Origin of the sequence: Parafilimonas sp. (assembly GCF_051953455.1) — a bacterium.
GTDB lineage: Bacteria > Bacteroidota > Bacteroidia > Chitinophagales > Chitinophagaceae > Parafilimonas.
This window is the reverse complement of record NZ_JBQCIT010000027.1, coordinates 62,187-74,266: the sequence shown is the minus strand read 5'-3', so window position 1 is coordinate 74,266 and position 12,080 is coordinate 62,187. Positions and strand designations below refer to the sequence as shown.

General features: G+C 40.8%; 20 protein-coding genes. All 20 read left to right on the top strand.

From position 1 onward, the window contains the following. Positions 1 to 3 precede the first annotated feature (3 nt). The 20 genes from ACTHN6_RS10950 to rpsN all read left to right on the top strand — a co-directional run bounded on the left by ACTHN6_RS10950 (position 4) and on the right by rpsN (position 12,014). Positions 4 to 1,305: a radical SAM protein gene (locus tag ACTHN6_RS10950; protein WP_440435798.1), complete on the top strand. Its 1,302-nt coding sequence runs from the start codon at positions 4 to 6 to the stop codon at positions 1,303 to 1,305. A gap of 104 nt (positions 1,306 to 1,409) precedes the next feature. Next, on the top strand, positions 1,410 to 1,907 hold the full coding sequence (locus ACTHN6_RS10945; protein WP_440435797.1) for a DinB family protein: 498 nt from the start codon (positions 1,410 to 1,412) through the stop codon (positions 1,905 to 1,907). A 48-nt stretch (positions 1,908 to 1,955) separates the two neighbouring features. Next, positions 1,956 to 2,507 carry a DUF1599 domain-containing protein gene (locus ACTHN6_RS10940; RefSeq protein WP_440435796.1) on the top strand — a complete coding sequence of 184 codons (552 nt, stop codon included), beginning with the start codon at positions 1,956 to 1,958 and terminating at the stop codon, positions 2,505 to 2,507. 86 nt (positions 2,508 to 2,593) lie between these two features. Then, entirely contained in the window at positions 2,594 to 3,703 is a 1,110-nt protein-coding gene (locus tag ACTHN6_RS10935; RefSeq protein ID WP_440435795.1) for a BT_3928 family protein, read from the top strand. 271 nt (positions 3,704 to 3,974) lie between these two features. Next, a complete protein-coding gene (locus tag ACTHN6_RS10930; protein WP_440435794.1) occupies positions 3,975 to 4,103 on the top strand; it encodes a hypothetical protein in 129 nt (42 codons plus the stop codon). Between the two features lie 378 nt (positions 4,104 to 4,481). Further along, complete coding sequence (gene rpsJ, locus ACTHN6_RS10925; protein ID WP_090655123.1) at positions 4,482 to 4,787, top strand: 30S ribosomal protein S10; 306 nt, start codon at positions 4,482 to 4,484, stop codon at positions 4,785 to 4,787. A gap of 316 nt (positions 4,788 to 5,103) precedes the next feature. Beyond that, positions 5,104 to 5,721: a 50S ribosomal protein L3 gene (gene rplC, locus ACTHN6_RS10920; protein WP_440435792.1), complete on the top strand. Its 618-nt coding sequence runs from the start codon at positions 5,104 to 5,106 to the stop codon at positions 5,719 to 5,721. Positions 5,722 to 5,735: 14 nt separating this feature from the next. Further along, positions 5,736 to 6,380, top strand: a complete 645-nt coding sequence (gene rplD / locus ACTHN6_RS10915) for a 50S ribosomal protein L4 (protein ID WP_440435791.1) — start codon at positions 5,736 to 5,738, stop codon at positions 6,378 to 6,380. Between the two features lie 26 nt (positions 6,381 to 6,406). Further along, a complete protein-coding gene (gene rplW / locus ACTHN6_RS10910; RefSeq protein ID WP_440435790.1) occupies positions 6,407 to 6,706 on the top strand; it encodes a 50S ribosomal protein L23 in 300 nt (99 codons plus the stop codon). A 52-nt stretch (positions 6,707 to 6,758) separates the two neighbouring features. After that, entirely contained in the window at positions 6,759 to 7,598 is an 840-nt protein-coding gene (gene rplB / locus ACTHN6_RS10905; protein ID WP_440435789.1) for a 50S ribosomal protein L2, read from the top strand. A gap of 30 nt (positions 7,599 to 7,628) precedes the next feature. Further along, a complete protein-coding gene (rpsS, locus tag ACTHN6_RS10900) occupies positions 7,629 to 7,895 on the top strand; it encodes a 30S ribosomal protein S19 (protein ID WP_090653737.1) in 267 nt (88 codons plus the stop codon). A gap of 83 nt (positions 7,896 to 7,978) precedes the next feature. Then, complete coding sequence (rplV, locus tag ACTHN6_RS10895) at positions 7,979 to 8,323, top strand: 50S ribosomal protein L22 (RefSeq protein ID WP_440435788.1); 345 nt, start codon at positions 7,979 to 7,981, stop codon at positions 8,321 to 8,323. A gap of 21 nt (positions 8,324 to 8,344) precedes the next feature. After that, positions 8,345 to 9,130, top strand: coding sequence for a 30S ribosomal protein S3 (gene rpsC, locus ACTHN6_RS10890; RefSeq protein WP_440435787.1), 786 nt, complete (start codon positions 8,345 to 8,347; stop codon positions 9,128 to 9,130). Between the two features lie 122 nt (positions 9,131 to 9,252). Then, on the top strand, positions 9,253 to 9,666 hold the full coding sequence (rplP, locus tag ACTHN6_RS10885) for a 50S ribosomal protein L16 (protein ID WP_440435786.1): 414 nt from the start codon (positions 9,253 to 9,255) through the stop codon (positions 9,664 to 9,666). An 86-nt stretch (positions 9,667 to 9,752) separates the two neighbouring features. Continuing rightward, positions 9,753 to 9,962, top strand: a complete 210-nt coding sequence (rpmC, locus tag ACTHN6_RS10880) for a 50S ribosomal protein L29 (protein WP_440435785.1) — start codon at positions 9,753 to 9,755, stop codon at positions 9,960 to 9,962. Positions 9,963 to 9,966: 4 nt separating this feature from the next. Continuing rightward, positions 9,967 to 10,242, top strand: coding sequence for a 30S ribosomal protein S17 (gene rpsQ / locus ACTHN6_RS10875; RefSeq protein ID WP_440435784.1), 276 nt, complete (start codon positions 9,967 to 9,969; stop codon positions 10,240 to 10,242). A 100-nt stretch (positions 10,243 to 10,342) separates the two neighbouring features. Further along, on the top strand, positions 10,343 to 10,711 hold the full coding sequence (rplN, locus tag ACTHN6_RS10870; protein ID WP_090653725.1) for a 50S ribosomal protein L14: 369 nt from the start codon (positions 10,343 to 10,345) through the stop codon (positions 10,709 to 10,711). A 92-nt stretch (positions 10,712 to 10,803) separates the two neighbouring features. Next, positions 10,804 to 11,163, top strand: coding sequence for a 50S ribosomal protein L24 (rplX, locus tag ACTHN6_RS10865; RefSeq protein ID WP_440435783.1), 360 nt, complete (start codon positions 10,804 to 10,806; stop codon positions 11,161 to 11,163). Further along, on the top strand, positions 11,163 to 11,729 hold the full coding sequence (gene rplE, locus ACTHN6_RS10860; RefSeq protein WP_440435782.1) for a 50S ribosomal protein L5: 567 nt from the start codon (positions 11,163 to 11,165) through the stop codon (positions 11,727 to 11,729). Before rplX ends, rplE begins: the two co-directional genes overlap by 1 nt. A 15-nt stretch (positions 11,730 to 11,744) precedes the next feature. After that, positions 11,745 to 12,014: a 30S ribosomal protein S14 gene (gene rpsN, locus ACTHN6_RS10855; RefSeq protein WP_440435781.1), complete on the top strand. Its 270-nt coding sequence runs from the start codon at positions 11,745 to 11,747 to the stop codon at positions 12,012 to 12,014. The last annotated feature ends 66 nt before the right edge of the window (positions 12,015 to 12,080 follow it).

Below are 12,080 nucleotides of genomic sequence, written 5' to 3'. Positions count from 1 at the left end.
ATTATGCTTCATCAATCCCCATACATATTATATTCAGATGGCAAAGGCAACATCTTCGAAGATACCAGCCTTTATGCTGTTGGCCGTGCCGGCTGGGATGCTTTTCCCATAGAGAAAGAAGACTGGATTGAATTGCCCGATGGTGGTAATTTATATGAACTGCCCGGCCGCAGGGGTATTGGCATTGATGTGCAAACCGGCGAAATGCGTTTGTGTGAAAAAGGCTGGGCCGTTGCTGCATTTATTCCGCCGGCACACACAGGCTTGTTTATTGCGGCGTACGAAACCTTGCCTGACGCGCCAACGCTGCCTTTGTTTTGCTACACGGCTGCTGGCTGGCTGAACAATAAATTTTATGTGCCTGCTGTGAGAATTGAAGAAGACATCCGCCAGGAATGTGCGGGTTATAATGATGAAAAAATTCAGAACGGTGCACAATGGCTTTTAGAGCATTATCCGCATAACCGTTTGGTGAAACATTTAATGCAGAATTGCTGCTTAACCTATCATTGCCCCGCGGCAAGGAATTTATCGCTGGGCAGATGGGAATGCCCTGTGCCATCATCTCCGGCTTGTAATGCCAATTGCATCGGCTGTATTTCTTTTCAACCCGAAGAAGAAACGATTGTTTCAACGCAAGACAGGCTAACATTCAAACCTACTGCGGCAGAAATTGCCGAGTTTACGGTTCCACATTTGCTCAATGCACCTTATCCGTTAGTAAGCTTCGGGCAGGGTTGTGAAGGAGAGCCGTTGCTGATGTGGGAAACTATTCGTGAATCCATTCTTGAAATAAGAAAACATACAGATCGCGGCAGCATCAATATTAATACAAATGGCTCCAAACCGAATGCTGTAAGGGCTTTGTGCGAAGCCGGGCTAAACAGCATACGAGTAAGCATGAACAGCGCTCAGCGCCATATTTATACGGCTTATTACAGGCCCAATAATTATGTGTTTGAAGATTTGCTTGAATCGTTAAAAGTTGTGCGCAGTTATAACGGCTGGACAAGCATTAACTATTTTGTTTTTCCTGGAATGACAGATACGGTTGAAGAATATGAAGCTTTGCGAAAGCTGATTATTGATACCGGTTTATGCATGATCCAGTGGCGCAATTTTAATATTGATCCCGATTGGTACCTTGGCAAAATTAATGTAACGGAAACCGGTGACATGCTTGGCGTGAAACAGTTGATGGAATTATTAAGAGAAGAATTTCCCCGCTTAAAATTTGGTTATTACAATCCTCCCATTGAAAGAATTAAGGGCGATTACACAAAAGATTTTGCCCGTTTTGTGTAATTGCAGCCAGCGCAAACATCCCGTGAATAACTTAGGTAAACATTTGCTTATTGATGGCTTTTTATTTTCTACTTTAGCTGCCTGTCAAAAAAACATAAAATAAAATGGCGATGAATACAGCCTTGCTCGGAGAATTAAAGCATGAAGCTATCAATACAAGAAAAATACTGGAGCGTGTGCCAACTGATAAACTGGATTGGCAGCCACACGAAAAATCAATGAAACTTGGCAAGCTTGCAAAACATATTGCTGATTTGCCCGTTTGGTTCGAAAGAATTTTAAATGCGGATGAATTTGATCTGGCTTCGGCATCATTTAACCGCGAGCCGCCTGCCAGCACCGAAGAAATTTTAAAACAGTTTGATAAAGGGCTTGCTGCAGCAGTAGCAGTGCTGGAATCTGCAACCGATGAAAACCTGAACAGCATCTGGGTTTTCCGGCGCGGCGAACAGGTAATGTTTCAACTGCCCAAAAAAGTGGCAGTTCGTAACCTGGCAATGAATCATGCGTATCATCACCGCGGGCAATTAAGTGTTTACCTGCGATTATTGAATGTGCCTGTTCCGGGAATGTACGGACCTTCGGCAGATGAAGCCCTGTAAAACCTGATAATAAAAGCCTTTCAAAAAGTTACTTCACCATAACATATAATGATTAATACAGAAGCTCAGTTCAATAATGTAATTGAACGTTGCAAGCAAATTTTTCTTAAAAAAACAAAAGACTATGGTACGGCGTGGCGTGTGCTGCGCACAATTTCTGTAGTTGATCAAATATTTATAAAGGCGCTGCGTATACGAAACATACAGGGCCTCCCTGAACGTAAAGTGGAAGATGATGTACAAAGTGAGTTCATGGGTATTATTAATTATGCCGTTATTGGCTTAGTTCAGCTGCATTTAAACAACCCGGTTGTTGAAGAACTTTCTGTAAAACAGGCCGGCGATTTTTATGATGAAGCTGTTCATATTGCAAAGCATACTTTGCTGAATAAAAATCATGACTACGGCGAAGCCTGGCGTGAAATGAGCCAGGAAAGTTTTGTTGATTTAATATTGATGAAATTGCTGCGGGTAAGACAAATACTGAATAATGATGGCAAAACACTGATAAGTGAAGGGATAGATGCAAACTATGTTGATATTATTAATTACGCTGTTTTTGCTTTAATCATGATTGATGAAGGGAAGCACAGTTCTTAAGATAAAGGGTGAAAGTTTAAGGTATAAGGAGAGGTACGTGCTGCTAAGTCCTTCAACCGTAAACCTTACAGCTTAAATAGATCGCAATGGCAACAAAAAAAAATACAGGCTTGTTAATTATACGGTGGGTTGTTGGCCTGCTGTTTATTTTCAGCGGGCTGGTTAAGGCGAATGATCCACTCGGGCTGAGCTATAAAATGCAGGAGTTTTTCCAGGCATGGGATATGTATTTTTTTAATGACTATACCTTAGCCTTATCCCTTATCATGAATGTATTTGAGGTGCTGGCGGGCGTTGCTGTTATCATTGGCTGGCACATGCGCTTGTTTGGCTGGCTTTTATTGATATTAATTATCTTTTTTAGTTTTCTTACGGGCTATGCCTTGTTCTCCGGTAAAATAAAAACCTGCGGCTGCTTTGGTGATTGCCTGCCTTTGACGCCTGCGCAATCTTTTACAAAAGACCTTATTTTATTACTCCTGATACTTGTATTATTTATCAACAGAAAAAAAATAATACCGTCTTTACGACCCGTTGCGGCTGTTTGTTCTTTGATATTCTGTATTGCTGTTATTGGTGAATTGCAGGCTTATGTAATGAAGCATTTACCGCTGGCAGATTGCCTGCCTTATAAAAAGGGAAATAATTTATTACGGCAAATGCAGCCGCCGCCAAATGCAGTACCAGACAGTATTGTAATGGTTTTTAAATACAGAAAGAATGGCAAAGTGGAAGAATATACCGCAGAAACGTTGCCTGCTGATCTTGATTCAACTTATGAATTTCTTGACCGCACTGATAAAGTTGTACGAAAGGGAAATGCCACGCCGCCCATTGCCGATTTTGCTTTGTTTACATTTAATGGGGCTGATACAACAAAAGAATTATTGCAATCTGATGCAAAGTATGTAATGCTGTTTGCCAAAGACTTCAGCGCGGTTGATGACTGGATGAATGATGATTTTAAAAAGTATATGCAGCAGTTACAACAGCAGCAAATACATTTTTATGTGGTTACAGCCGATAAGCAGGGCGCTGAAAAGATCACAGGCAGCATTCCTGCCGATGTTTTATTATGTGATGGTACGGTTATTAAAACGGCAGCGCGTGTAAATCCAACCTATTTTGTTATGCACGGCGCTGATGTGCTGGATAAATTCAGCTATATTGATTTGCCGGAAAGGCTGTTAAAATGATAACCGGTAAAGATTGCTTCTCTGTCTAAAAATTATAGTTTACCTCAGGAAACCGGGCGCCTGTTAATTGTATCTGATTTTTAATTTTACTATTCGTTTTTAAGAACAATACACTACTTTTAGTTAACCAAACATACTTGCAAACTGCTGGTTACAGATGATTTTATAAAATACCGGGGATGATAACTGCTATGCTTTCAATTAGTGTATGCTTTGAGTGAGTAAAACAAAGTTCCTAAGTCAATAGCTGCTAAGGCTTTAATAATTATTAATGATTAAACCTTTCAACAGGTATATAAAATCTAAAAGAGTGTTTAAGATAGGCCTGCTTAAGGTTGATGCCGGCGATATTATATACGCCATCATTGTTTTGTTTGCTTTAATCTTATTGTTTTTATAGGTTTATAAAATTCAATCAAATATGCCAAAACCACTGCCTGCCGGGCCCCGATAAATGTTTTGCATTTTTAATATACCGGTAAGTTGAAAATTTGCAATGGGAGTTTTTGACTGTCTCACGCTGTAAAATTAAACGCATGTAATTATTTTATTTATTGTTTTATAAGTCTTGCTGCCAAATAGCATATTATACTTCGTAATATTAATTTGGCAAACCTATGTTATTTGAAAAAAGCAATGTTTTCATATTAAATGAACGAAATTTGCCTTCTCAGGGCATCCTTAACAAAAAATATCAAAAAAACTTCCCTAAATGCTTGCGCCATATCTATGAGATGCCTACCTTTGCGCTCCCAATTTGAAAAAATTGGTTTTGATTATGTCTCAGAGAATAAGAATAAAATTGAAATCGTACGATCATAACCTGGTTGATAAATCAGCCGAAAAGATCGTGAAAACAGTACGTGGTACAGGCGCCGTAGTAACAGGCCCGATTCCTCTTCCAACACACACGAGGATTTTCACTGTTCTCCGTTCTCCCCACGTAAACAAGAAAAGCCGTGAGCAATTCCAGTTAGCAACACACAAGCGTTTACTGGACATCTACACTTCTTCATCAAGAACAGTAGATGCGCTAAGCAAGCTCGATCTTCCTTCAGGCGTTGAAGTAGAGATTAAGGCGTAAGATTCAGCAGCTTATTCGGATAAAAGTTCTTATAAATAAAATCATCTCTCAATTCAGGGTAAAATCCTGAAAAAAAGAGCTCTGAAAAATGAAATATCTGAAGGGATTTTTGGTTTAATTCCTGAAAATCAGGGAAAACCTCAAAATTCCGGTTCAGACAACATATAAACAAGCCCTTCGAGGTTTGCTTACTTCCGGTACTTCTCTCCCGGTGTAAAAATCGGGAAACAAAAGAAAAGGTCGGTAGCTAAACAGAGGATCGATTCCTGACAAAAAAGGAAGTCCTTATAACCATGCGGGGCTAAAACCGCAAAAAATGAAAGGAATTATTGGTAAAAAGATCGGGATGACCAGCGTCTTCACTCCGGATGGCAGGCAAACAGCTTGTACCATTATTGAAGCTGGCCCCTGCGTGGTAACCCAGGTTAAAACAAAAGAAACCGACGGGTACTCTTCTCTCCAGTTGGCATTTGGCGATAAAAACGAAAAACACTCCATTAAGGCCGAAACCAACCACTTTGCAAAAGCAAGCACTGCTCCTAAAAAATTCGTAAAAGAATTCCGCGATTATACTATTGAAAAAGCTTTGGGCGAAACCATTACAATAGACATTTTCACTGAAGGTGAAAAAGTTGATGTTGTTGGTACAACCAAAGGTAAAGGCTTCCAGGGCGTTGTAAAACGTCATGGTTTTGCGGGCGTTGGCCAGCAGTCTCATGGTCAGCACGACCGCCAGAGGGCTCCCGGTTCTATCGGTAACTCTTCTGACGCTTCCCGTGTATTTAAGGGTGTGCGTATGGCCGGCAGAATGGGCGGTGACCGCGTAAAGCTTAAAGGTTTGAAAGTGGTAAAGCTGTTTCCTGAAAAGAATTATATTCTTGTCAGCGGTTCTGTGCCGGGTCATAACGGCTCTATTGTATTAATTCAGAAATAATTTAATTACAAGAAATGCAAGTTGACGTTTTAAATATAAAAGGTGAAAAAACCGGCAGAACATTAGAATTACCTGATGATATTTTTGGTGCCGAGCCAAATGATCATGTAATCTATCTTGCTGTTAAGCAATACCAGGCTGCTCAGCGCCAGGGCACGCATAAAGTAAAAACCCGTGCTGAGGTGCATGGCGCAAGCCGTAAACTTCACCGCCAGAAAGGTACCGGTGGTTCCAGAAAAGGTAACATCCGTAACCCTTTATACAAGGGTGGTGGTACCATCTTCGGGCCTAAGCCGCACAGCTACGATTTTAAGCTGAATAAAAAAGTGAAGGACCTGGCTAAGGTGAGCGCCTTATCATACAAAACAAAGAATAATGCTTTATTGGTTGTTGAAGATGTAACGCTGGATGCACCTAAAACAAAGCAGGTGGCTGATGCTTTAAAAAGCTGGAATCTGGATGGTAAGAAAACCTTGTTTGTTACAGACGAACTGAATGATAATCTTTATTTAAGCCTTCGTAACATTGATACAGTATTAAGCTGTGCACTGACAGATTTAAATACATATGATATTTTAAATGCAGATGCGCTGGTTTTAACAGAAGGTGCGGCAAAAATATTTGTTGACGAAACAGAGGTTGCTGAAGAAAAAGCATAATTGAATAACATTTCAATAAAAGAAAAATGCAGTTAGCAGAAGTTTTAATAAAACCAATCCTTACAGAAAAAGCAAACGGCCAGCAGGAAAAGCTGAAACGCTATGCTTTTAAAGTAAGCCGTAAAGCAAACAAGCTTGAAATTAAAAAAGCCGTTGAAGATTTTTACGGAGTATCTGTAGTGGATGTAAATACCCTGGTTGTACCGGGTAAAAACAAAACCAAGTTTACAAAGGCTGGTTTTGTAAAAGGCGTAAAACCGGCTTATAAAAAAGCAATGGTTACTGTAGCAGAAGGCGATACAATTGATTTGTACGCAAATATTTAAGCAAATAAGTTAAGGCAGCAACTGCCGCAAAAGTTGATAAAATATAAGCACAATGGCATTAAAAAAGTATAAACCGGTTACAGCAGGCATGCGTTGGAGAATTGGTAATGCGTATGCTGAAATAACTACCAACGAACCTGAAAAGAGTTTGCTGGAGCCGATGTCAAAAACGGCTGGCCGCAATGCACAGGGCAGAAGGTCAATGCGTTACATGGGCGGTGGTCATAAAAAGAAATACCGCGTTGTAGATTTTAAACGTAATAAAAAAGATATAGCAGCAACCGTAAAAACCATTGAATACGATCCTAACCGTTCGGCATTTATCGCTTTGGTTGAATATACGGACGGTGAAAAAAGATACATACTTGCCCCACAAGGTTTGCAGGTTGGCGCCACTATCATTTCCGGTGATGCAGTAGCTCCCGAAATTGGAAATGCATTACAAATGAAGAACATGCCGCTTGGTACAAATGTTCACAACATTGAAATGCAACCTAACCAGGGTGGAAAACTGGCAAGAAGCGCAGGTGCTTCCGCACAGTTGAATGCCAAAGAAGAAAAATATGCAGTGTTGAAAATGCCTTCAGGTGAATTGCGCAGAATACTTATTAATTGTTATGCAACAGTTGGTGTGGTTTCAAACAGCGACCATAACCTGCAAACAATGGGTAAGGCCGGCCGTAACCGCTGGAGAGGTATTCGTCCCCGCAACCGTGGTGTGGCTATGAATCCAGTAGATCACCCGATGGGTGGTGGTGAAGGTAAGGCTTCCGGCGGCCATCCGAGAAGCAGAACAGGTAAATATGCCAAAGGCGAAATTACCCGTAAGAGAGGCAAGGCAAGCAACAAGCTTATCCTGCAAAGAAAGAATGGTAAAAAGCTGGCTAAATAATTAAATCAGAAATCGTTAAACAGAATATAAATGGGTCGTTCGATTAAAAAAGGTCCTTACGTTGACGTAAAACTGGATAAGAAAGTTCTGAATATCAACGAGGGTAAAAACAAGAAATCAGTTATTAAAACATGGAGCCGCCGCTCTACAATTACTCCTGATTTTGTTGGACATACTTTCGCTGTGCACAACGGTAACAAATTCATCCCGGTTTATGTAACAGAGTTTATGGTTGGCCATAAATTGGGCGAATTCGCCCCCACCAGGAATTTCAGAGGGCACTCAGGTAGCAAATAATAAATAGTTTAAAGTTTGAAGTTTAAAGTTTGAAGTTCCTCAAAACATTAAACATTAAACCTTCAACATCAAACAATAAATAAATGGAAGCAGTAGCTAAACTTAAAAATTATCCCACAGGTCCACGCAAAATGCGTTTGCTGGCTGATGTTATTCGTGGCATGCAGGTTGAGAAAGCACTTGGCATTTTAGAACATCATCCGCAGCATAATGCTACGCCTTTAGCAAAGCTTTTAAGAAGCGCCATCAGCAACTGGGAACAGGCTAATACCGATAAAAGTGCCGCTGATGCCAACCTTATCGTAAAAACGGTATTTGTTGACGGTGGAAGAGTGTTAAAACGGATGCGCCCGGCGCCACAGGGACGTGGTTACAGGGTTCGCAAACGCAGCAATCATGTAACAATCATTGTTGATTCAAAAAATTAATTAAACAGAATAAACCTTAATATGGGTCAAAAAGCAAATCCAATAGGTAACCGGTTAGGTATTATCCGCGGATGGGAAAGCAACTGGTATGGCGCAAAGAAAGACTTTGCTACCAAACTCATCGAGGATAATAAAATAAGAAACTATCTTAATGCACGTATCAATAAAGGCGGTATTTCCAAAATCGTTATTGAGCGTACATTGGGTAAGCTTATCGTAACAATTCATACCTCAAAACCGGGTATTATTATTGGAAAAGGCGGAAACGAGGTTGACAGGATTAAAGAAGAGTTGAAGAAACTTACCAGCAATGAAGATGTTCAGATCAACATCCTGGAAATCCGTCGCCCCGAACTGGATGCAGCTATCGTAGCCGATAATATTGCTCGCCAGATTGAAAATCGTATCAACTATAAAAGAGCCATTAAAATGGCCATTGCCTCATCGCTCCGCATGGGTGCTGAAGGCATTAAAGTAAAAGTTTCCGGCCGTTTGGGTGGTGCTGAAATTGCCCGTACGGAAGAAATAAAACAAGGCCGTACGCCATTGCATACTTTCCGTATGGATATTGATTATGCCAGCGTATTCGCACTTACCGTTTATGGTAAAATAGGCATTAAAGTATGGATTTGTAAAGGTGAAGTTTTAGGCAAACGCGAGTTGAACCCGAACTTTATCGGTGGCAAGAATGAAGGCGGCGACCACAGGGAAAGAAGAGGTGGTGATCACAGAGGTGATAGAGATAGAGGCGACCGTGGCGGACGTCGCGATAACCGTGGTGGCGACAGAAGGGATAACAGAAGATAAAAAGCTATACGCTACGATCCGCTGCGGCGGATACGAGCACAAAGCCTAAAAAATAATATTGATTTTAAATAGCTAAACGCCGAAGCTCAAAGCTGAAAGCTGATAGCTCAAAGCTGAAAAAAATGTTACAGCCAAAAAGAACGAAACACAGAAAGGCGCAGAAGGGAAGAATCCGCAAAGTAGCTAAAAGAGGCACCTCTATAGCTTTTGGTTCTTATGCATTAAAATCCCTTGAACCAATCTGGTTGAACAACAGGCAAATTGAAGCTGCACGCCAGGCTATGACAAGGGCAATGAAGCGTGAAGGTAATGTTTGGATTCGCATATTTCCCGATAAGCCAATTACCCGCAAACCACTTGAAGTAAGGATGGGTAAAGGTAAAGGTAACCCGGAGTTTTGGGCTGCTGTGGTAGAACCAGGCCGTATCATATTTGAGTGTGACGGCGTAAGCCTTCAGACGGCCCAGGAAGCAATGCACCTGGCTGCTCAGAAATTGCCGATCAAAACACAATTTATACAAAGAAGAGATTTATAATAATGTGTAATTTGAAAATATGCTAATGTGCTGATGAGGTAAAACATTTTCAAATTTTCAAATTGTAAATTTTCAAATTTAGAAAAATGGCAGACAGAATTGATTTTAATAAAAGTTTGAAAGACCTTAACGAGAATGATCTTAAGGCCCGTATAGCAGAAGACAAGCTGCGCTTAAAAAAGCTGGAATTTGCACATGCCATTTCTCCGCTTGAAAATCCTTTAAGCGTTCGCGGCCTTCGCAGAGATATAGCCCGTTTAAAAACTGAATTAAAAAACAGAACATTACAAGCTTAATATAATGGCAGAGGAAACAACAACAGTGCAGCGAAACCTGCGCAAAACAAGAACCGGTGTAGTCCGCAGCAATAAAATGGATAAAACCATTACCGTTACTGTGGAAAGAAGGGTAAAACATCCTATCTACGGAAAGTTCGTAAAGAAAACAACCAGCTTTCATGCACACGACGAAAAGAATGAGTGCACCGTTGGTGATATTGTGAAGATAATGGAAACACGCCCGCTGAGTAAAACAAAGCGTTGGCGCTTAGTTGAAGTGATAGAAAAAGCAAAATAAAGAAAGCTACGCGCTACGAGCCGCAAGCTACGAGCCCGTACAGTTTAAAATAGTTTTTAATTGCTAATAGCTCGCAGCTAATAGCTCAAAGCTTACAAAAATGATTCAGCAGGAAAGTCGTCTAAACGTAGCAGATAACAGCGGTGCAAAAGAAGTATTATGCATCCGCGTTTTAGGAAACAGCGGCCAGGATTATGCAAAAATTGGCGATAAAATAGTTGTTACGGTAAAAGACGCAATACCCGCAGGCGGTGTTAAAAAGGGAACTGTTTCTAAAGCTGTAATTGTGCGCACTACAAATAAGTTAAGAAGAAAAGACGGTTCTTATATAAGGTTTGATGACAATGCCGTTGTATTGCTCAACGCCTCTGATGAACCACGCGGCACCCGTATTTTCGGGCCTGTTGCCAGGGAATTGAGGGATAAGGGCTACATGAAGATTATATCACTGGCGCCGGAAGTATTATAAAGCTACGAGCTACGAGCCTTGAGCTACGAGCCCGTTAATCATAAGATATAAAACGCTATAGAGTAAAAACTCATAGCTCAAAGCTTAAAACAATGAGTAACAGATTTAAACCGAAGTTTAATATTAAAAAGGGAGACATGGTGATTGTTATCTCGGGAAACAGTAAACCACAGAAAGAAGATGGCAAAACCATCTATAAACCACGCAAGGTTTTAAAAGTGCTCCCTGAAGACGGGCGTGTAGTTGTAGAAGGCGTAGGCATCGTTACACGTCACACAAAACCTTCGGCACAAAATACAAAGGGCGGGCTTGTAAAAAAAGAAGCTCCTATCCACATCAGCAATGTTATGTTGTGGGATGCGAAAGCCGGCGCTCCAACTAAAGTTAAACGCAGCCGTGAAACCGGTAAATTGGTTCGCATTGCTAAAAAATCAGGGGAGGAAATTAAATAATGGCAACAGAAAAATATACGCCGAGACTGGCGAAAAAATATAAGGAAGAAGTTATTCCTGCTTTGTCCAAAAAATTTGGCTACAAAAGCATTATGCAAACGCCTAAGCTGAAAAAGATTGCTATTAACCGTGGCGTTAACGGCGCTGTGGCTGACAAGAAATTGGTTGAGGTAGCAGTTGAGGAGCTTTCAAATATTACAGGTCAGAAAGCTGTAGCTACTTACAGCAAAAAAGATATTTCAAACTTTAAGCTGCGTAAAGGCATGCCCATTGGTGCACGTGTTACGTTACGCGGCGAAAAAATGTACGAGTTTTTAGACAGGCTGATTTCTGTTGCATTGCCCCGTGTACGTGATTTTAAAGGCATCAATGATAAATCATTTGATGGTCGTGGTAATTACACATTAGGCATTACAGAACAGATCATCTTCCCTGAAATTGATATAGACAAGGTGAATAAGATTACCGGTATGGACATCACTTTTGTTACTTCGGGCACCAACAATGAAGAAGCATACGAACTGTTGAAAGAACTGGGTATGCCTTTCAAAAAAACTAATAATTAAGAATACAATATAATTATGGCTAAAAAATCAGTAGAAGCAAGGCAAAGAAAAAGAGAGCGCATGGTAGCGCAATATGCTGCTAAACGCGCTGCTTTAAAAGAAGCCGGCGATTTTGCAGGTTTAGACAAGCTGCCTCGAAACGCTTCACCGGTTCGCTTAAAAAACCGTTGCCAGCTAACCGGCCGTCCTAAAGGCTATATCGGATACTTCGGTTTATCAAGAGGTGTATTCAGGGATATGGCGCTTAATGGCAAAATTCCGGGAGTTAAAAAAGCAAGCTGGTAAGCTTCAACCCTGAGAGGGGAAGAGGCTCAGAAACAATAATAGTTAACAATCAAATCAATCCAATTA